The organism is Paenibacillus sp. JDR-2 (assembly GCF_000023585.1).
Taxonomy (GTDB): Bacteria; Bacillota; Bacilli; order Paenibacillales; family Paenibacillaceae; genus Pristimantibacillus.
The window spans coordinates 6,365,290-6,387,233 of sequence record NC_012914.1; the positions used below are offsets into that span (position 1 = coordinate 6,365,290).

The following is a 21,944-nucleotide window of genomic DNA, read 5'->3' on the forward strand; positions in this document are numbered from 1 at the left end:
ACCTTACAGGTTAACATTCGATAAATATTGCTCGGGTGAACGGCCTATCACGGCCTTGAAGTCTTTGCTGAAATGCGCCTGATCGTGATAACCCAGTTCAACCGATAACCCGGCCAAATCCTGAGCTTGTCCAAGGTCCATCGCTTCCGCGGCATTTTGCAGCCGGAACAACCGGATAACCGACTTCGGATTCACTCCAACGTATTTGGCGAATAAGCGCTGAAGCCGCCGGATGTTTATATCAAAATACTCGCAGACCTGCTCTACCTTGGTTATACCCTGGTTGCGTGCCGCATAATCGATAATCTGATTGACTAACGTAATTTGGTCGTCATAAGGCGGAAGCTTCTCTGCCAGCAGCTGCTCTACTACTTGAATCATCCGCTGGTCATTATCCTGATGGGCAAGCACAAGCTCTTCAAGCTCTGAACCTTGTATCCCAAGCACGGTCTCCACCTCTATAGGTCTTCCCGTCAACTCGGACAGCTCTCTATTCACAAATGGATATAGTCCGCCCGGCCGGAACTTAACGCCAAAAACAATTCCTCTACCGTTAAGCAAATAAGAGAATTTTTCCTTGCCAGGCCCGTAGAAAAAGGTTTTTCCCTGCTCCACCACCAGATTGGCACAAGGATTGGGAACAACATGCTGCCAATAAGAGTCTTCCTGTTCCAGATTCCACTGAACAATCCAGTAATGCTTAATAAAAGGCGACAATACCTCCGAAGCCGGATACCGCTCCAGCCGGAATTGGTCCCCTGCTCCGTTTAGTCCGAGAACGCCCATGCTGGGTCGGGTTTGCGGTTGGCTCATCCCTTCACTCCTGTTCCTGTCGCGTTTTTACAATACTTAGAAAAAGGCTCCAACTATAATGAGTTTACCACAAGCTTTAGCTAATCTATTTAAGTGGTAATTCTTTTCTAGGAGGATAAATTAAAGATGGAACTCAATTATGTATTCTATATTGGTGCCTCGCCCGAGCAGGTGTGGCAGACGCTTGTCAGCCCGGAAGGAACGCGGAGCACCTTTTTCGGAACCGTCCTGAACTCTACCCTGGAGCCTGACGCATCCTTCGAGTACGTCGGCCCCGGAGCGGAAGGAGAGAATACGGTCCATGTATACGGCACTATACTGAAGGCTGACCCTGGCAAAATGCTCAGCTATCTGGAGCACCCGGGTCCCTCTTACAGGGACAACCATGCCGAGCTTGAATCCCGCGTGACCTTCACTCTGGAGACAGTAGGCTCATGCACAAAGCTGACGCTGGTTAATGATCAATGGACGCTGGATCACCCATCCTTCGCGAATTCCAAAGAGCACTGGTGGATGATGCTCAGCAACATTAAGACATATACGGAAACGGGTAAAACGCTCGACTTCGGCTGGTAAAATAAAAAGGCAGACGGTCATTCCGACCGTCTGCCTTTTCCCTTTAAGGAGACCAATATCTGCCCCCCTTAAGCTCCGTATCCTGAAGGGCACCGTCCGCTTCCTGCAAGACAAACAAGTTCTCGCCTTCGGCACCCGCCCACGCGATCCCCAGCAGCACCCCTTCATCCGAGTGGGCCAGGAACAGCACCTCGAACCTTCCAGGATCGTCGCCGCCGTCTACCCGCCAAGTACCGGATTCGTTATAGGTTGCGGGGAAATCCTTGAACAGCACTTTATCGTTATTGATGTAAGCAATGCTAGCCAGCATGTCGTCTCCATCACGCTCGAATACAAACAAGGCTATCTTCTCTTGATCCGATTCGGAGAGTATGCTGCTCGACGTTGCTTTTCTGGCCTTTAATCCTTCCACGCGGGCTATCGTATCGGCATCCGCCTGTTCGTATTGCCCGTCTTCGGCGCTGGTTATATCGACCAGGGAGCCTTGACTAACGACGCCTTCCCTTGCTAGCAGATAGGATTTATTCGGCAGGAGAATCCCGTCGCCTTTTATCTTGTAAATGTACCCCGCCATATTATTGAAATTATTGATCGACTGTCTGTTGTTATCCTGATCATTGGCCTCTTGGCGTCGGACATACTCGATCTCAATCCGGTCTCCGCCATTTCCGATAGCCGTGACGAACTGCTCGGGATCCTCGACTTCGTCTCCGGTTTCGCTTGGAATGGTGATCAACTGCTGCCCGGTTTCGTCCGCGAATGCAAATTCGTTCTCCAGACGACTCAGCTCCAGTTGTCCGTTAACCGCCCCATCATCCGATTCCGCAGGCTGTTCTTCTGGCGTTTCTATGCTGGGCACCGGCGTTTCAGCAAGTTCACTTACCACTGGTGTTGGTGTTGGCGTGGGTTCTTTTGATTCCGAATTCGTGCATCCGGCCAGCAGCAGCAAGCCAATAGCCCCACCAATCCACATGCCCTTCTTTCTCATCATTTCCCTCCTGTTCATAATGACCCCGTTCTTATGACTACCTTACCACACCTTGGAAAATATAGAAAACGGCTGCCCCTTATTGGTTTATCAGGCGTATTCTCCCTGGTCTTTAAGATGGTTAACTAAAAAATTAGGAGCCTTAATAATTAATCACGTGTGGATAAAACATCCTGTGGATATGTGGACGAAAGCTGTTGGAAGTCTAATTTCCCCGCGTAATCAGCCCGTTGATATGTGGGTAACTATGTGAATAACTTTACGAGATCTTAATAAGCCTTGCCACTCTATTGCAGGAAGAAAACACGCATACCTTCTTGGAATGGCATAATAATTTCGCGCTCAAATGTGCTCGGGGACGGCGATTTCGTGCGACTGTGAGGCTAGACTCACTGTTAGTGAGGAACAACGTACGCGGACGGCGGAGATACTTACTAATTCGCCCGATAGTAGCTGCGTGCGCGGTTTTACGGCAGGATGCCTCACTAATTAGTGAGGCATTTCGCTCTCTATCCGCCCAAGCGCGGATGGCTTTCTCTTGCATACAATTTGCTAATGAAAGCTGGAATGAATCAAAATCAAAAAAAGCGTTGCGGGGCCAGCTCACCCTCTGCAACGCTTTTTCATGAATACGCTTCTTCGTTTTACCGATGCCGGACTTATCTAAATAACAGCGTTCCAAAGCTGTCGCTGCGATGAAAATTAGGGGTATCCGACTGAACCGGCGACCAGCTCAAGTAATGAGGGGCCTGCGTCAAATCGCCGCATTTATAGAAATTGCCCTTCATCACGGCACCGGGTTCCGCCCGGAAATCAGGAAACCAGTATTTAAGGAAAGTAAACGGAATACGCAGGTTAAGCTCCCAGTACATCCTGCGGCATTCGGGATTCCATAAACCAAGGGCCGTGCGTATGCCGAACTGGCTTGCGGCTTCAGGCAGAATCCGCTTGCGTTTCGAGCCGCCGCTTTCGCCAATCTCCAAGAGCAGCACCCCGGCGGCGTTCAGCTCGAAGTTAAGATAACGCGAATCCCGGGCGGGAAGCGGCTGAACGAAAAATTCCACGCAGCTGTCCTGATAGACCGGGTCGCCATGCCGCCTGTGGCGCATAACCGGCGATTCCTCGTAGACCCGGAACTGCAGGTGCAGCGCCTCTTCATCGTATACGCCGCGAACCTCCGTCTCGGGCGGTTGCTCTACTTCAAGCCACTGCTGATAAGCAACCTCCGCGGGCGGCAGCTCCCGCCATTCTTTATCCGAATAGCCGGCAGCGCCCGCCGCAAATGACAACTCATACAATTTGCTCATAACTTGGCGATCCTTTACGGTACGGCAATCCATGCGCCGCGTTGATCCGCCGATTCCCGCTCCGCCGTTACGATCTCGATGCTGCCCTTTGTACTCTCCGGAGTAGCCGTATCCAGCGGCAAGCCTTGAATAAGCGCTTCGATGAAATATTTTTGCTGATAGTAATAGCCCTGATCAGCCGGCAGCTCGACAGTGAAGCCTGCTTCATCATTCGGATTCATTTTGACGGAAGCGCCGTCGAACTGCACGTTGCCATGCTCAAAGTTAACTTTGTAGCCCATCTCAAAGCCAAAATCGCCATTTAACGTCCAATCCACTTGAGCGGATACAATCTTGTTATCCGCATAACGATAATGCGTGGACACGATATCGTAGCCGCTTCCCGCGATTACGTTTCTGCCATAGCACGATACCGCCTCCGGTTTCCCGAACAGCCAGTTCACGACATCGGTATCATGCACGTGCATATCGAGCAAAGCGCCGCCGCCCTTTTCGTTCACCAGCACCCAAGGTCCCCAGGAAGGCGTGCCGCCGCCACGGTAGAAGTATGCGCTAGTTACATTGCCGAACTTGCCGCTGCTGACGAGCTCCCGGAGGTAGACATAAGCCGGCCAGAAGCGCAGGCATTGTCCGATCATCAGCTGCTTGCCGCTTGCTTCCGCGGCTGCGATCATAACGTCACACTCTTCCGCATTCATCGCCATCGGCTTTTCGCAGAGCACATGAACGCCGCTGCTCAGACATTGAGTAGTGACATCGCGGTGAAGGAAGGTAGGAAGCGTAATATCTACCGCATCAAGCTGCTCGCTCTCCAGCATCGCTTGTACCGACGTATATTTGTTGAACCGGCCGTAATCGATCGCATTCTCCGAGGAAGTATCGATATTACCGCCGCTGCCCCCGCCGTTCAGCTTCACTTCGTCTACATCGCAAAGCGCTACGACGCGAATCGGCGCTCCTTCTCTTTCGAGACGCAGGTAGTTCTCGAGATGGGTCTTGCCCATGAATCCAAGTCCAATCAGTCCAATTTTCAGCATTAGCGTTCCGTCCTCCCTAAAATCGCATCCATTGCAGCCGACGTGTTATACACGATTTGTTTCGTATGATGGGTGTATGGCGGGATCATCTCCGCCGTTACGTAATCGTTATAACCGATTGCTTCCAGCGCGCGAATAACTTCCGGATAATCCACGTCACCCGCAAGCAAGTCCACAAAGCCGTGAAGTCCGCCCGCTTGTCTGCGGTAATCCTTGAAATGCACCTTCTTGATCCGCTTGTTCAGGATCGAGATCCAATGCTCAGGATAGCCGGAGTAAACAACATTGCCTACGTCGAAGTAAGAACCGACATACTCGGAACCAACCGCGTCAATAAATCCGCGCATTTCAAGCGGAGACAGCAGGAACTTGTTCCATACGTTTTCGATGCCGACGGATACTTTCACCGCTTCCGCTTCCTTCGCCAGCTTCGTGAAGAAGGCCAGCGCATTGTCGTACGCCCGGTCATAAGGCACCACCGGCGCATTCGGGATAAAATCAACGCCTACCGCTCCAGGTACGATCAGCACCGAATCCACGCCTAGTGCGGCCGCGTGCTCAAGCTGCTTTCTAGCAACGTCAAATGCTTTGGTGCTCACTTGCTCATTCTCGCTGGTTGGCGGGTAGTCCCAATACAGGCCGCTTGCCAGGCTCGACAGCTCGATACCGGTGTTATCCGCAAATTGACGGACTGCGCGTACTTCTTCCGTTGTGCTTTCCAGGCTCAGCGGGCCTGTCTCGTTCAGCGACAGCTCGATGCCGTCAAAGCCTGCAGCCTTCGCCAGTTCAATACTTTCCTCTATACTCATGCCTGCCGGAAAAGACCAAATATTAATCCCTTTTTTCAAGTGAGGCAGCCTCCTTTAGCTCTTTATATTCCCATTATAAAGACCTCCGCGAAGCCCTTCTTTAGCAAATCAGCCGGACCTTTTGCACAGGGCAAAAAGGATTTATAATTAGTGCAAACAGGTGCAAAAAAGGGAGAGAACAAAAGGTGGAATTCATTCGCCATACGCTGAAAGAAATGCTTGCGGTACGCAAGCTGATTTCGTTCCATTACTTTGAATTCGCTAAAGGTTACGTGTTCGAAGGGGAGCAGCACGACTTCTGGGAGCTGCTTTACGTGGACAAGGGTACCGTAGAGGTAAGGGCGGATGAGCAGACGCATCAGCTCGGGCAAGGCATGATTATCTTCCATAAGCCCGGAGAGTTTCATACGGTGAAGGTTGGCAGCCAGCATAAGCCGCCTAACCTGTTTGTACTCTCTTTCGAGTGTGCATCCCCATGCATGGAAAGCTTCGAGAACCGGATCCTGCAGCTCGGGACGAAAGACCGGAATCTGCTGTCATTGCTCATGCAGGAGGGCTTCTATTCCTTTGAACCGCCTTACGACAAGTCGGATATCCACGAGCTTGTTACCCGGGAGGACGCCCCTTTCGCCAGCGAGCAGGCGATGCGCAATTACTTGGAGACTCTGCTTATTCAGCTGATCCGGCAGCAAGAAGATGCCGACCGGCAATCCGTGCGCAAGCCTGCCTCCTTCCAAACGGAGAAAGCCGAGCAGCGGACGGCCGACCGGATTATCTCCTTCATGCGCGGACATCTAGCCGAACAGCTGACTTTGGACAGGCTATGCAAGGAGCTTCATTTGGGGAAAAGCCGGCTCAAGGAAGTGTTTCACGCGCAGGCCGGCATTAGCCCGATGGACTACTTCAAGCAGCTCAAGATCGAAGAAGCAAAAACGATGATCCGCGAGCAGCAATACAATATGACCGAGATTGCCGCCATGCTCGGCTACAGCAGCATTCATTATTTCTCGCGCGATTTCAAGAAAGCGACGGGCATGCCGCCGTCCGATTACGCCCGAACTGCCAAGGCAAGGGCGCAGGGATGAGAAAGCCCATAGCCCTTAATGGCGGCTTTCGAAGCTTGCTGTTGATCCATCCCTTCTTCCAGGCTGCACATTATGCAGCGTAATCGTACATTTAAGGCCCTCAATAACTATATATTGCACAGAATGCAGGATATCAGGAGAATAACGGTTAATCCGGGCTCATTACGGGCAATATGCTGCATTTCATGCAACATATCTCTCCTGCAGCCACTATTTTGAGCAAATACCCTGCACTTCGTGCAACGTAACACCGCGGTGCTGTACCGTTGGTCAGCTTCCAGCAATTAGGAATTCATTGAAACCAGAATGTGTTCCGGTTAACGACGAAATCCAATGCAAGGCGGAGCGCGAGTCTATCGGTAGAGTGCTACGCCGTGAACAAAAAAGGCGCCCCACAAGTCATCAAGAATGACTTGTGGGGCGCCTCTTCTCTTTTATTGCACGCTGCTAATGGCCGGTTGCTGGGACTCGGAAGAGCGGCGGTATATCATCCGGTACGGAATCGTCATGCGCACCGGCAGCGAATATTGATGATTCAAATAATCGAGCAGCAGCTTCACCGCGTACATTCCCATCTCGATTTTAGGTACATGAATGGTCGTAAGCGGCGGCGAAGTAAACTCGGAGATTTCGATATTATCGACGCCAGCAACCGCAATATCCTCCGGAATGCGAAGACCGCGCTCCGAAGCGGCGCGCATCGCCGCAATCGCCATCATATCGCTGGCCGCGAATATGGCGGTTGGCGAATAGCCTTTTTTCTCGAATGCCTGCTTGGTCAGTTCGTAGCTTAGGGATACATCCCATTTCACGTCGATAATCCAATTGTCGTTCAGCTCGAGCCCCGCTTCGCGCATCGCGCTTTGATAGCCGAGGAACCGTTTCTCCTGGCGGAAAGGATCGTTCAGCTCCGGACCGCCAATATAGCCAATCTGCTTATGTCCCTGCTTGATGAGATGCTGCACGGCTTCCTTCGCCGCGGCTTCGCGGTCATAGCAGACGACCGGAATCGTTCTGTCCGCCAAATCCACGCCAACAACAGCCTTCACATTCTGCTTGATCCATTGGTACGCATCCGCGTCAATCCGCTCGACAATAATCATCCCGTCAATCCGGTGCTCCTTCACGAGGGACTGCAGCTGCTGGATATCCTGCTGATTCTCGATGCTGTATACAAAATCCAGCCGTAGACCGGACTCTGTCAATGCTTTCTCGATACCCTCCAAAATAACGGAGAAGTAAGGATTATTATATTTGTTCTGAGGAATGGCAACGACACAGCCGATATGAACCATCAGCTTGTTATCGGATTTGCCCAGCTTCTCCGCACGGTTCGCCTTGTAGCCGAGCTTCTCCGCAACTTCCCAAATTTTCTTACGGGTCTCTTCGCTGACGGAACGGGTGGAGTCATTCTTCATGACCCGCGATACCGTCGAGATCGATACCCCGACCTGCTCTGCAATATCCTTCAACTTGGCCATCATACGTTCCTCTCTGTTCCTATATCGAATATATGCTCTCTATAATTGCGGCAACAACGCAAAAGTTGCGGCAAATTCTATTGTATAGCCCTATTCATCAATAGTCAAGAAACACCGTCATTTCAGGCTTTCAGGCCTAAGCAAAAAAGGGAAAAGAAGCGACCAAACGCCTCTTTTCCCCGCTCTTTCCTTAACCCTCTTATTTCAGCTTGGATTCCAGATCCTTAATGGCCGCATCCACGTCGCCGTCGCCGGCAAGCGGATTCTTAAGCGATTGCTCGCCGTATGTCCATACCAGATCCGTCTTCTTCACCGTGAACGGCGAGATAATGCCGAACTGCTGCGCGTCGAGGAAGATTTTATTCGCTTCGCCTGCGGTTGCGATATAAGCGTCGGATGCCGCTTTATTCGCCGGAATCGAGTAGCCTTGCTTCGCCAGCTCCGTTTGACCTTCAGGACCTGCCAGCCATGCAAGCAGCTTATAAGCCGCGTCTTCATGCTTCGTGTTGCTCGAAATCGCTATACCAGCCGGTTGTACAACCGTTTTGTTTTCTTTGAATTTCGGGAGATACGTAATGCCGTAATCTACGTTAGCTTCCTTGAAGTTGGTTGTATTCCAGTTGCCGCCCGGGTTCATTGCAACCTTGCCGGTTGTAATGCCGAGGTTCACCTGGCCGCCGAGACCTTCAATTTGCGCTGGTGTCGTATTGATTTTTTTCTTCGTTGCGTCAATAAAGAAGTTCAGTACTTCACGTGCTTCAGGGGTATTCAGGGCAAGCGATCCGTCATCGTTCACAAGCTTCGCGCCGTTGGACCACAGCTCCGGCTCCAGGAACCAATCCATTGTGGAGCCAGGCGATACGGACATGCCCCATTGCACGATGTTGTTGCCGTCAAAGCCGGCTTCGCCAGGGTTCTTGCCGTTCTTGTCGATCGTCAGCTTGGTTGCGATATCGATAATCTCATCCCAGGTTGGTTCAAGGGAAGGAACCGGCGCGTTCTTGGGATTCTTCTTCGGATCCGCGAAGATCGCTTTGTCGTAGTACCAGACGATAACGTTCGCGTCGATCGGAAGCGATACCTGCTTGCCGTTGTATTTATGTAGACCGAGCAGGCTTTGGTCAATATTGTTCAAGTCGAAGCCATTGTCCGCAAGCGGACCGTCCAGCTCTTTGAAAATGCCAAGCTCAGCGTATTTCTCAATAAAGGCATAGCTGGTTTTGAATACGTCGGGAAGCGTGCCGCCCGCAGCGTTAGCCGTCAGACCGTCCCAATAGCTGCCCCAGTCCTTGCCTTCCAGCTTAACGGTAATATTCGGATTGGCTTCCATGAACTTATTGAGAAGCTCTTGCGTACGCTGCAGCTCTTCCGCCGTTCCCCATTGCGAATACGTAATCGTAACCGGCTCGGCTGGTTTCTCTGTCTGCTCCGCACTGCCGTTATCGCTTTGCCCGCCGTTTGAAGCCGAATTCGAACCGCCATTATTGTTGCTGCCACAGCCGGAGATGATAATCGTCATGGATAATACCAGCGTAAAAAGACCCAATAACCACTTTCTGTTTGTTTTCATATCCAGTTCCCCTTTAGATTATTTTGAAAACAGCAGTATTGAAAATCTTATGCCTGCCCGTGTTGTTCTCCCTATTGTCCTTACCCCTTCGAACCCGTGAGCACCACCCCCTCGACAATATAGCGCTGCGCGAACAGGAACAGCAGACCGATTGGCACAATGCTGATAAAAGCGCCGGCGGCAAGCGCCGGGAAATCCTGACTCGTCTGGCCGATGAGCATCTGCAGACCAACGCTGAGGGTAAACATGTTGTTGCTTTTGATGTAAAGGAATGGTCCGAGGAAATCGAGCCATGAGTTCACAAAAGCAAAGATTACGGTCGTGACGACAATCGGTTTGGACAGCGGCATGATAACCTTCGTAAACACGGTCCAACGATTCCCTCCGTCGAGATAAGTCGCTTCGTCAAGCTCTTGAGGGATCGTCATGAAAAATTGCCGGAACAGGAAGATGTAGTACGCGCCGCCCAGCCACGCCGGAACGATCAGCGGCAGCCACGTATCCACCCAGTGCAGCTTCGTAAAGAGCACATAGGAAGGAATCATCAGAATGGACGGCGGGATCATCAGCGTCATAAGGACGATCGGGAACAGCCGGTCCTTGTATTTGGTTGAAAAACGCGAGAAGCCGTAAGCTACAATCGAGCTGGACAATACGGCCCCCAGCACAACAAGCGCGGAGATGGTGAAGGAGTTCTGGATCCATCTCCACATCAGCGGCTGTACATCAAACAGCCTGTTGAATGCTTCGAAGTTCAGTGATTCCGGCAGCAAACTGGGAGGAACCTTGTACGTTTCCGCCTTCGTTTTCATCATCGTCGACAGCATCCATACGAGCGGCCCGGCGAACAGCACCAGCGCAGCGGTTAAAATCACGTATTTGCCGGTTTGCTTCACAATTCGTTTGTTAGACGTCGTCATCTTGTTTCCCCCCTTTATTTCTCACCTTCATAATAAACAAACCGCTTCGACAGCTTCATAAGAACAAACGTAACAAGCGAGATCAGCGCGAACAGGAAGATGGACTGCGTCATCGCCATACTGAATTTCAAATCCGTAAACGCCGACTTGTAGATGTTATAGACAAAGGTGTAAGCCGCGTAATTGGGTCCGCCCTTCGTCAGCAGCAGCGCTTCCGTAAACATCTGAAAGTTGTACATTGTCTGGATAATGACAACAAACAGAATGGAAGGACTGATCATCGGGAGCGTCACGCGGAAGAACGATTGAACCTTGCCCGCCCCGTCAATGAGAACCGCTTCATACAGATGCTTCGGCACGTTCTTGAGAGCGGCCAGGAAGATAAGCACCCCGCTCCCCGAAATCCATACCTGCAGCAGGATAATGACCGGCTTGATCAAGCCTTCGCTGCCCATCCAGTCGATCTTGCCGATCCCAAACACGGACAATCCCGCATTCAGAATGCCGAATTCCGAGTTGAATACCAATCGCCAGATGATGACGGTCGCCACAATCGGCACAAGCGTCGGCAAGTAATAAAAGGTCCGGTAAAGGGCGATGCCCTTGACGTTCATATTGAGCAGCATAGCCAGCAGCAGCATGCCCGCCGTTACGATGGGAACGCCAATGATAACGAAGTAGGCGGTGTTCCCAAGGCTTTTGCTAAAGATCGGATTATTAAACATGTCTACGAAATTCGATAACCCGACAAAATTATAGTTCGCCGCACCAGGCAGGCGGGCATCGGTAAACGCGTAAAACACGGAAGTACCAAAAGGAACAAGGAAAAAGAGCGAGAATCCGATTATCCAAGGGGAAATAAATAAGAAGAAAATAAGTGTGTCGTATCTTCTCAGCTTGCTTTTCATCTAGGCACCCCCTTACTTCATTAGTTCGTTCACGTAAACATAGCGTTCTTCCACGATGGATTTCTCCGCCGCCAGCGCAATCAGAAGCGCGTCTCTGCCGATATAAGCGGAGGCAAAAGGCTGCTTGCCTTCCTTCACGCTCTTCACGAATTCAATTCGCTGCGTTTGTCCGCCGGTATGTCCGCCCATAATCGAGTCCGAGGTAACGTCGATATCGAGATGATCGCGGGTGAAGTTTTGTCCGCCTACGATGTCGATCGTCTTGTCGTTCTTCGCCACCATCTGGCCGCCGTTCTCGCCGATCAGCCCGATCTCAAGTCCGTCACCCATCAAATTGCGAGGTTTCAGGTACATGCAAAGGCCAAGATTCGCCTTGCTTCCGTTCTCGTATTCAATCGTTACCCAGGCATGATCGATGATCGAGACATCTTCGATTGGCTTAGCAGGGTAGTGGCTGTAGGAGTTCGTAATCAGGTTCGGCTGCCCTTGCTTCATCACGTGTTGCCCGCCGGTTGCGAATACCCGTACCGGCTTCGAGCCGATCATCCAGTTGAAAATATCAAAGTGATGGCAGTCCTTCTCGACCAGCGCGCCGCCCGATTTGTTCTTGTCATAGAACCACTCCGTCGGAGGGAACGGATCGCGGAACTCTTTGCACCACATCAGCTTTACGTCGCCAAGGCGGCCTCGCTCCAGCTCCTCGGCCATTCTCCGGTATACATTAGAGTAACGGTACACGAGACCAATCTGCAGAATCCGGTTATGACTCTCGGCTGCTTCAATAATCGCGTTGCAGTCCTCAAGGGTATGAGCAACGGGTTTTTCCAGAAAGACATGCTTGCCGGCTTCGAGAAAAGCGACTGCTACTTCACGGTGCAAATAGTTCGGAACGCTGATGACAACCGCATCGATGTCTTCTTTATGTAAGAGCTCTTTATAGTCGGTTACGATAACCGGCTTGCTGTTCGTCAACTCCGCAAGCGTACGGTCAACGTTTGCCTGGTTCATATCGCAAATATAATTCACCTTGCACTCCGGCAGCAGATCAAAACCGATGCAATGATGCGAGCCCATATCTCCTACGCCGATAAATGCCATTCTCAGTTTTTCCATGTCTACACTCTCCATCGATAATTTTGCGCCAAATATGATCCGGATCCTTACAATTCATGGCGAGTATTCGCTTTCATGTTCTGATCATAACGCAGCCTTCACGACAAGTCAACAATTTTTGGGTAAAATACCTGACATGTTTGCGCCAAAATTATTTTATTTAATTTTCTCAGTAAATACGCGGGTTTTTCGCTAAATGTTTAAACTTATTGCTCCATAAAATTTGGAAATATGACACCGATAAGTCAGGTATTACTTTTATATTTGCGCCAAATTAACTGTTAGTTAAGCAAATTTCGCCAACAATTTTCCCTCAAGTGTTCTTGGGGCAAAAAAAGACTGCCCGGCTTTTCGGACAGTCTCTTGCGCACACTCTTATTTCAACAGCATTTCCATCAAACGAAGCGTAATAACCGCCGCTTCCGCACGCGACACGCCTTCCCGAGGACGGAAAGAGCCGTCTTCATCGCCAATCATAAGACCAAGCTGCTTTGCCCTCAATACGCTATCGGATGCCCAATCGCTAATCTGCTCCATATCCCGATAGCTCACTTCTTCATGATCCGGAGACGACGTTCCCGAAGCTGCTTCCCCGGAAACCTTCGCTGCTGCGCGAATAGCCAGAACCGCCAGCTCCTCCCGGGTAATTTCCGCATTTGGCCGGAACGTATCGCCGTAACCATTCATTAATCCCGCTGCCAATACTCCCTTCAACTCCCCTGTATACCAAGCCTGCGCCGGAACATCGCGGAACGATGTTTGCGTTCCATCGTCCGGCACCGTTTCAAGCCCCAGTATTCTTGCAAGCATGGCGGCAAGCTCTACGCGGGTAATGGAGCGGTTAGGCGCAAACCTGTCGCCGTCTACTCCCCGCATCACTTGCTTGGCCGCCAGCGCTTCAATCGCGTTCGCCGCCCAATGTCCGGCAGCAACATCACGGAAGGCCTTCTCGTAATTCAGCCATTGATAGGTTCCCGGAGCTGTTATTTGCGCCGTTAACAATCCGTTACGGAAGCTCGCGGACACTGCTTTTAAACGTTCATTCTGAATACCGTAAAGATTAATGGTATTTACATCCGTCGAATCGGGCTTCAAGGTTACCTTTACAGGCGATGCAGCAAAATCAAGGGTCTTCTCACCTGCTGCGGTCCTTACGGCAAGCCCAAAGGAAACAGCCTGCCCGATGCCTTGTGCCGCAGCGTTATCCTTCATTGCGTAGGAAGCCAGATCCAACCCGGGCTTAACGGTAATCGTCAGCCAAGCCGCGCCGCTTCCAGCCTGCTCCTTCGCCTTGGCCAGCAGGGAACCCGGCAACTCCCAGCTTACTTCCCCGTCCGAAACAACGATGGACGGATTGCCCGCGAGAGCCGATGCCTGAAGAGGCACCTCGATTTTTTCCTTGCCTGCAAGCAGTGTGACAGCAAGCTTGCCATCCGTCAGAACCGGATTGCCGAGGCGTTGAACTTTAGCGTCATCCGCCGCCGGGGTCGAGCCGTTTCCGCTGCCCGCATTGCCGGACGAGCCGGTCACCGTCAGACTGCCAACCTCGTATCTTCCGTCCGGATGTTTCCCGTCGATCGCCAACTCCATGCCCGGAGAATCCGTTGCCGGATCAATGACGGCAATAAGCAGCTTGTAGCTGCCTGTCGCCAGCGTATTTGGCAAATTCAGCCGGTGCTCCAGCACATGCCGGCCAGGCAGAAGCGTACGCAGATCGGTATCCTGCCGCTCTTTGTACACGATTGTTCCGTTGGCGTCAGCGAGGCTGTATTCCAGCTTCCAATCCTGATAGAACGGAGCAACTCCTTTATTATTCAGAACTGTCTCGACGGAGGCGGATGTTCCGCGCGCCGCGGAGTCTGAATGTTTAACCGCCTCAACAACATAGCGGTAGCCCATCATTTTCTGCATCGTCTCGATGTTGGACTGAATATTGGTTCCGTATGCTGTACGCGCCGGGGAAGAAGGTCCAAGCCATGAGGTATGGCTGACCCGCAACTGGCGCAGGGATTCCATGATGGCGTCATCGGTCAGCCAGCTTTCCGGGTTGCCGTTGGCAAACTCACCGCCGGAGTACGCGTACTTCCAAAAGTCCGGCATCGCGGAAGCCGCTTGCGCGGATGAAGCATCCGAAGGATTATCCACGAACTCTCCAATCCCCGACCAGCCGTTTTGCGTCCAGCCTACCCACTCGTCCGTGCTGGATTTGATGCCGAACACGTCGTTAAACAATCCGGTCCGCTGCTCGCTTGCGATCGGGAACGGTTTTCTCATGCCGATCTGCTTATGCTTGAACGCGTCCAGGTAATTCTGAACATACCGGTCTGAAATACTCAGCTTCGGAAACACGCCGGAGCCGCTTGGCCACGTATGCCACTCTCCCCAGTGACCCAGACTTCCCAATTGCACAAAAGCAATCCGCGGATCGTTGTCGTAGCGCTCGGCCACCTTGGCGATCATCCGCTCATGCTCGGCCAGCAGCGTCTCGCTGTTGTAATTCGGACTAAAGCCTGAGCCAACCTCCTGCGTATCGTACCAGGTGCCGGCATTCCCTTCCGCGGCAAGCTCCTCGTACAGCCAATCCGGAATATCCTTATGGGACGGGTCGGCCGTAGGCGTATCCATCACAATCCGCAGATTGATTCGTTTGCCCTGCGAAGCCCAATAAGCGAACTGATATTTCTGCTCGATGCCCGCCCAGTCGAACTGCCCTTTAACCGGCTCCAGCTCTCGCCACGAAATCCCCGCATACACCAAACTGTGCTGCTGCGGATACGGAGTGCCGTCCGCCTTGGAAGAATCCTTCGCCCAAGCCACCCAACCCATAAAAGGATTGTTCAGCAGCTCAAAGCTTTGGCGCGGGTAAAATACGCCAGCCGCCTCCTGCGTCTGCACCGCATCATCCACGGTCAGCGGCGCGCTGCCGCCCATCGGCAGCTGCAGCATGCCTCGATTGACAAACCCAAGCTGGATTGGCTTCCGTCCATGAAGGCCAAGCTCATCCAGATAGACGTTCATCTCTAGCGAATCGTCCGTTACGGCCAGATAAACCGGCCCCTTCTCTGTCCAATCGCCCTCCTGCTGTCGGTATTCGTACAACGTTCCCCGGTCGATTTTGTAATCGAAGCCCTCCTCCGTCCATAGGCCGGTTGATGCCCCTGTAGCCGAATCGCCGTCCGTATTCAAATAATAGACGTTACGCAGATCGAGATTCTTCCCCTTCACCCGAACGTACAGCTTGCGCTCGTCCTGCACCGCGTCCAGCACGTAAGGGGAACCGCCTGCCGAAGCGCCAAGCTCCACCCCGCTCCAATCGCTGTCGTCCCCGTCTACGGTAATCGAAGAACCGCTGCTGCGAAGCTGAATAACGGCCGGATCGCCGCTTGCGTCTGGCGCGGCATAGCTGTTGCTCAGGAATCCGGCATGAATGGACTGCTCGCTCGTAATCCCCAGCTCGCTTAGCGGCATGGACCATTCAATCACTTTATGATCGCCGGTGCCCGCGCTGACATAAGGGAATACCGCAGGCGTCTGGTCCCAGCCGCCGCTCCCGTTCGAAGCATACAGAATAGCTGTCTGAACCAAGTACTCAGCGCCGAGCTTGCCTGCCCATGCCCAGCTGGAGGTGCCGGTGGAAGGGTTTTTGTCCGTATCCAGGAACAGATGCTCCCACAGATTAGGAAACTCGGCATTATCGATTCGGCCATCAATGAGTGCAAATAATTTTCCGTCCGTCACGTAAGTCTTCACCGTTGTCAGCCCGTCTGCCGTAACCGTCAGCGGCTGAATACCCGCCCAATCCGAGGGATCGCCGTCCACCGTTAACTGCGGCTCCGCCACAAGGCTAATCTCCGCGGGATCGCCGGCAGGGTCCGGCATGGCATAGTTATTGCTCAGAAAAGCCACATGAACCGACTTTGCATCGCCGGCATGCAGGTCGGCAAGAGGCAGCGTCCATTCGATCGTCTTTGCATCCCCCGTTCCGGAACGGGCATAGCTCAGTCCGGTCGCCGCCTCCTGCCAGCCGCCGCTTCCGGTCGCCTCATAGAGAAGACCGGATTGTACGAGGTATTCCGAGCCCAGCGTGCTCGCCCATGCCCACATCGCATTACCCGTCGAAGGCTTGCGGTCAACGTCGATCAACAAGTGCTCCCACAAATCCGGGAATTCGCCATTGTCGATGCGCCCCTCAATCAGCATATGCAGGGCATCCGCCGATACCGCGTATTTCACCGTTGTTTTCCCGTCAGCGCTGCGGAGCAGCTCAGGCACATCAGCCCATTCGGCACCATTGCCGTCAACGGCCAGATCGGTTGGCGGCGGAGGAGCTGCTTGCGCTGCACTGCCGGAGGAGGAAGGCTGCACCGGGACCATTAACTCGCCGAGCTCCGGCAGCATCGAGCCTTCCGACAACAGACCAACCTTAATCTTGCCCGCAGGATCCGCAGCCGGAAGCGCCGTCAAATCAATCTCGTATTCCGCAATGGTGTCGTTATCCTTTAGCACAACCTGCCCCTGCCGCACCCAATCTCCATTCTCGTAGGCATACGCCGCATTGCCTTCAATCTTGTAATCAATACCGGCCGAATCCTTCCACCCGGCTATATTCGCTCCCGTCGCCGCATTATTGTCGGCATTTATGTACAGCGTCTTGTCGCGGTTCATCCCGCTTCCCTTCGTCATGACATAGAGCTTGCCATCCTGGTTAACCGCCTTAATCGATTCCATCCGGTTGCTTGCCGTTGCCTGATCCGTGCGCCCGCCATTCCAATCCTCGAAATTGCCGTACAACGGCGCGGTCCCGGAACCCGCTTCCGCCGCTTTCGCAGCTGCCGCTGGCAGTCCTGCAGCCGGAAGAGCCCCCATCATTGCCGCCAATGCCGTTAAAGCTAGTCTTTTGCCTACCTTGCTCATCGTTTCCCCATCCCTTCGGTTTGTGGTTGAAGCGATTTCGACAAACTCCCCCTAGACCTATGCCCCGATCATGCAGCCTCCTTTTCTCCTGTAAGCGGTTTGACGCTTGTTGCCCCTCATTCTAGTAAATATTTACACAAATTTCAATCATTTTTAGGAAAAAATTTATTTATTTTGCGGCAAATATTTCGCCTGACTTATAACTAATGCCTTCATCCTTTAAGGGCATTAAACGTTGAAACAGAGGGGTCGTCTCTTGAGAAACCGTGAATTTATTTGTTGTATTCCTGTAAATGCTCGATTATAATGGCCTCGTTGGTGCATGAGCATCTCATTTACTCTGTTAATTTCCTGATTTTTTTGCGCCAAATATATTTGTTCATACAGGAGGTGATTTGTCCGAATTTTCAGACGTAGAACAACCCAATAAAAAAGAGGAGTGACTATTTTGCTTACAGCCTTCCATCGTTTGGCTCGCCGAATGCTCACCGCATCCCTTGTCCTGCTGCTGCTGTTTCCGACCTTCCGCGCTCCCGGCCTCGCGCCGTCAGCCCACGCCGCCATCGGCAAAGATCCGTTGTACGGCAAAGTACCCGGCCTCAGCGAATACAGCCGGGTTATGATCTGGTACGGCACAAATACCGCAACCCAGACTCAGCTCGATTCTTTAAAGACCTACGATCTTGTTATCCTCGAGCCTACCATCCGCATTATTAACGTCGCGAAGAACCAATTCTACTTCGAGACGTTTACTCCCAATCAGGTTAACGAAGTAAAACGGGGCGTTGACGGCATTCTAGGTACGGCCGACGATGTTATCGTGCTGGCCTATATGTCGGTTGGCGAGCTGGCTACTTCCAGCGTATTTACCGGCTTTACCGGCGATATGACGATTCAGAACGGCAAGGACGTCGGGCTGCTTCCGGCGGATTACAGCGGGCCAAGCGGACCGCTGCACGGTCCAAACCCTTGGAACTACAACAGCTCTGGCACTTACATAAACGTTGAAGGCGGCGCAACGCCGGACGGCACTTATAATTCCGGTTACAACGGCTACACGGGCATCTCGATTGCCAACGACTACTCCTCTACCGGCAATCTGCTCAGCTGGAGCAATAACGGTCTGATGCCTTGGTATCTGGATCAGCAAGGGACATGGGTAAGCGACACCCGCTACATGTACGGAGGGTATTGGAAATCCGGGGACGGCGTTGCCGACAAGAACAAAACCTACGGCGGCGGTTATATAAACGGCGGTGATCCAACGTGGAAAAAGCTCATCACCTTCATGACCGACAAGCTGGAGCATGATGCCGGGTACGACGGCGTCTTCCTGGATACCGTCGATACGCCGGATCCTATTGGCGGCGCGGGTCCAACAACCTCCTGGGGACCGCGCGGCAACTTCGGTTTTACGGCCAAAGGCATGGTTGAGCTGGTCGAAGCGGTCAAAGCCGTTGACCCGACCAAGATTGTTGCGGCGAACCGGGGGTACTGGTATTTCAATCCGGACGAAGGCACCTCCCAATTTGCCGAGCGCTACCGGCATGCGATTAACATTTTCCTGACCGAATCCTGGTATTACAACCCCTACATCACTTCAGGCTCCAAGTTCTATGACGAGAACGCGGCATTCGCGGACAACTGGAACACCAACTCCGCCTCCCCCACCTACCGCAGCCGCGACAACTTCGGAGGCTTCTGGAAAGACTACATGAACGCCCAAGCAAATCAGCCGGACGGCTTCAACATCATCATCTGCGACTTTACGATCCCTTCGGCAAGCACGAACAAATGGATGAACGAAATCGTGAATAACAGCCACTACATGGGTTACGACGTGAGCGGCGCCACCAATTTCACCAATATGTATCAGGATGCGAAAAACTGGCTGGATGCGAGCGGCCATCCTTCTTCCTCGCTTGCCGGCACGCATCCGACCGATCTGCAGGGCGGCTTCAATATCGACGGGCAGTTCTCGGACTGGGCCAGCGAAACGCCAATCTACAGCGATCCGGCGGGAAGCAATGCCAAAGGCATTACGAAGGTGTACGCCAAATTCGCCGGCGACAAGTTCCTGATGAAGATTGATGCCTTATCCGCGATAAACATGCAAGGGGAAATGCTCTACTTCGATTATGACAAAAAAGGCGCAGCCGGCTGGCAAGGCGTCGCTTGGCCCATTACGCCGGATTCCCGCATCTATTTCGAGAACATGAACAAGGTGTACCTCGCCCCGCATGTTAGCGGGCAGGCCGACGTGTTCAAGTTCCCGTCCACTACCGTCGGCAACAACGGATGGCCGGTCATTGCGAAGCAATCCGGCAATTCGGTTGAGCTGATGTTTGACGCGGACTATATTTTCCCGGATTCGCTTGCCGGGCAGGATGTTTGGATGTGGTTCCGGACAGCCAACTTTGGCGGCTCTTCCGTTAAATTCACCGTTCCGGGCTCGCCCGCGGTGCCAAGCGCTCCAACCGGACTGACGGCTTCACCGGGCAACGGCCAGGCGGCCTTAAGCTGGAGCCCGAATTCCGAGTCTAACCTGGCAGGCTATAACGTCTATCGCGGCGGAACAAAGCTGAACAGCACCCTTGTGACCAGCCCATCCTATACCGCAACGGGACTGACAAACGGCACCAGCTACAGCTTCCAGGTTGCAGCCGTGAATGCAAACGGAGTCCAATCGACACTCAGTTCAGCGGTATCCGCCACTCCCGCCGCCCCTGTTGCGCCGGCTGCTCCTGCAGGACTGACCGCAGCCGCCGGCAACGGGCAGGCCGTCTTAAGCTGGACCGCCAATACGGAAGCGAACCTCTCGGGGTATAACGTATACAGGAACGGCACGAAAACAAACAGCTCACCGGTAACCGGAACTTCTTATACCAATACCGGTCTGACAAACGGCACGGCCTACAGCTTCCAGGTATCCGCGGTGAACAATGCGGGGCAGGAGTCTCCGCTGAGTCCTGCCGTATCCGTAACGCCTAACGGTACTGCGCAAACGACAATTACAATCGACGGAGCAGCCTCGGAATGGAGCGGCATCCCCGCGCTTGCGACCGGCACCTCCGATGTACAGGTACTTAAGGCGTCCAATACCGCAAGTCAGCTGTATCTGCTTGTTCAAGGCAATAACCTGAATGTCAAAGGCCAGTTGTTCCTCGATACGGACAACAACCGGCTGACCGGTTATAACGCGGCAGGCTGGAACACCTCCGGCGCGGAAAGCGGCGCCGAATATATGATTGAGAACAATATCGTGTACCGTAACAACGGCGCAGGCTGGTCGTGGACGTCAGCACTCACGCTCAGCACCGCTGAATTCCAGCGTAATAGCAATGTCCTTGAGCTGTCGATTCCGCTGAGTACGCTTAACCTTGCAAACGGAAACACCATCCGGGCCGGCTATATCAGCAACGACTCGGCGGTTAACCGGCTGCCTGGCAGCAGCGGCGTTCTGCCCGGCTATACGCTTGGCAGCGGCGGAACCGGCGGAGGCGGGACAACGCCTGATACGACAGCGCCTGCCGTTCCGTCGGGCTTAACCGCTTCCGCAGGCAGCGGCCAGGTCACGTTATCCTGGTCGGCCAACACCGAATCCGATCTGCAAGGCTACAACGTCTACCGGGGAACAACGAAGCTAAACACTGCTCCCGTGACAGGAACGACTTATACCGCTACTGGACTAACCAACGGTAACTCGTATTCGTTCCAGATCAGCGCCTTGGATACAAGCGGCAATGAATCTGCCAAATCAACCGCCGTGAGCGCAACTCCTCAGGCAGCTACTACGATTGCAATCGACGGCAGCGCAAGCGATTGGGGATCGGTCCCGGCACTAAACGGCAGCGCAGGCGGCACCATTACCGCAATGAAAGCGAAAAACGACGGTACCAACCTGTATCTTCTTATTCAAGGCAGCGGCTTAAACACAAAAAGCCAGTTCTATCTGAACACGGACAATAACGCATCTTCCGGTTATAATCCGGCGAACTGGGCAACAAGCGGCGTGGATACCCTGCTGGAGAATCAGAATCTGTTCGCTTACAGCGGTACCGGCAACAGCTGGACCTGGAGCCTGGCTTCTACGCTCAGCGCCGCCCAATATGTCCGCAACGATACGGTTATTGAAATCGCGGTTCCGCTTTCTTCTCTTGGATTAACCGCTGGCAGCAACATTCGCCTAGGCTTCATCACTAACGATTCGACCGTGAACCGGCTTCCGGCCGCAAACGGAACGTTGTTAAGCTATACGTTGTCGTAACAGTTGGCTTAAACGACCGCCGCCGTAACAGCATCTCGGGCATGGAGGCAACCATCCCGAACAAACAAAAAAAGGGGAAATTCCATTAGTCATTTATGACGATGGAATTTCCCCTTAGATTAAAGCTAAATATAACCACTACATACGATCCCTCTC

14 protein-coding genes are annotated in these 21,944 nt (G+C 52.9%); 3 read left to right on the forward strand and 11 right to left on the reverse strand.

The features are described from left to right. Positions 1-3: 3 nt before the first annotated feature. Positions 4-813, reverse strand: coding sequence for an AraC family transcriptional regulator (locus tag PJDR2_RS27910; protein ID WP_015847106.1), 810 nt, complete (start codon positions 811-813; stop codon positions 4-6). 126 nt (positions 814-939) lie between these two features. On the opposite strand from PJDR2_RS27910, the gene PJDR2_RS27915 reads away from it, so the two are divergent. Beyond that, positions 940-1,389 (forward strand): SRPBCC family protein, encoded by a 450-nt coding sequence (locus PJDR2_RS27915; RefSeq protein ID WP_015847107.1) that lies wholly within the window; start codon positions 940-942, stop codon positions 1,387-1,389. Positions 1,390-1,432: 43 nt separating this feature from the next. On the opposite strand, the gene PJDR2_RS27920 is transcribed toward PJDR2_RS27915, so the two are convergent. From PJDR2_RS27920 to PJDR2_RS27935, 4 genes are all read right to left on the reverse strand, one after another. Beyond that, complete coding sequence (locus PJDR2_RS27920; RefSeq protein ID WP_150106568.1) at positions 1,433-2,380, reverse strand: hypothetical protein; 948 nt, start codon at positions 2,378-2,380, stop codon at positions 1,433-1,435. A 656-nt stretch (positions 2,381-3,036) separates the two neighbouring features. Next, positions 3,037-3,684, reverse strand: coding sequence for a carbohydrate-binding family 9-like protein (locus PJDR2_RS27925; RefSeq protein ID WP_015847109.1), 648 nt, complete (start codon positions 3,682-3,684; stop codon positions 3,037-3,039). 14 nt (positions 3,685-3,698) lie between these two features. Next, entirely contained in the window at positions 3,699-4,721 is a 1,023-nt protein-coding gene (locus PJDR2_RS27930; protein ID WP_015847110.1) for a Gfo/Idh/MocA family protein, read from the reverse strand. Next, positions 4,721-5,569: a sugar phosphate isomerase/epimerase family protein gene (locus PJDR2_RS27935; RefSeq protein WP_015847111.1), complete on the reverse strand. Its 849-nt coding sequence runs from the start codon at positions 5,567-5,569 to the stop codon at positions 4,721-4,723. The genes PJDR2_RS27930 and PJDR2_RS27935 overlap by 1 nt, the downstream gene beginning before the upstream one ends. 146 nt (positions 5,570-5,715) lie before the next feature. Between PJDR2_RS27935 and PJDR2_RS27940 the strand changes: the two genes are divergently transcribed. Further along, positions 5,716-6,615: a helix-turn-helix domain-containing protein gene (locus PJDR2_RS27940; protein WP_015847112.1), complete on the forward strand. Its 900-nt coding sequence runs from the start codon at positions 5,716-5,718 to the stop codon at positions 6,613-6,615. A gap of 434 nt (positions 6,616-7,049) precedes the next feature. On the opposite strand, the gene PJDR2_RS27945 is transcribed toward PJDR2_RS27940, so the two are convergent. From PJDR2_RS27945 to PJDR2_RS32185, 6 genes are all read right to left on the reverse strand, one after another. Next, a complete protein-coding gene (locus PJDR2_RS27945) occupies positions 7,050-8,099 on the reverse strand; it encodes a LacI family DNA-binding transcriptional regulator (protein ID WP_015847113.1) in 1,050 nt (349 codons plus the stop codon). A 196-nt stretch (positions 8,100-8,295) separates the two neighbouring features. Next, positions 8,296-9,666, reverse strand: a complete 1,371-nt coding sequence (locus tag PJDR2_RS27950) for an ABC transporter substrate-binding protein (protein ID WP_015847114.1) — start codon at positions 9,664-9,666, stop codon at positions 8,296-8,298. An 80-nt stretch (positions 9,667-9,746) separates the two neighbouring features. Beyond that, positions 9,747-10,586, reverse strand: a complete 840-nt coding sequence (locus tag PJDR2_RS27955; RefSeq protein ID WP_015847115.1) for a carbohydrate ABC transporter permease — start codon at positions 10,584-10,586, stop codon at positions 9,747-9,749. 14 nt (positions 10,587-10,600) lie between these two features. Next, entirely contained in the window at positions 10,601-11,494 is an 894-nt protein-coding gene (locus tag PJDR2_RS27960) for a carbohydrate ABC transporter permease (protein WP_015847116.1), read from the reverse strand. A 12-nt stretch (positions 11,495-11,506) separates the two neighbouring features. Beyond that, a complete protein-coding gene (locus PJDR2_RS27965) occupies positions 11,507-12,607 on the reverse strand; it encodes a Gfo/Idh/MocA family protein (protein WP_015847117.1) in 1,101 nt (366 codons plus the stop codon). Positions 12,608-12,982: 375 nt separating this feature from the next. Further along, positions 12,983-17,521 carry an S-layer homology domain-containing protein gene (locus PJDR2_RS32185; protein ID WP_015847118.1) on the reverse strand — a complete coding sequence of 1,513 codons (4,539 nt, stop codon included), beginning with the start codon at positions 17,519-17,521 and terminating at the stop codon, positions 12,983-12,985. Positions 17,522-17,969: 448 nt separating this feature from the next. Between PJDR2_RS32185 and PJDR2_RS27975 the strand changes: the two genes are divergently transcribed. Further along, a complete protein-coding gene (locus tag PJDR2_RS27975) occupies positions 17,970-21,788 on the forward strand; it encodes a fibronectin type III domain-containing protein (protein WP_015847119.1) in 3,819 nt (1,272 codons plus the stop codon). Positions 21,789-21,944: the final 156 nt, after the last annotated feature.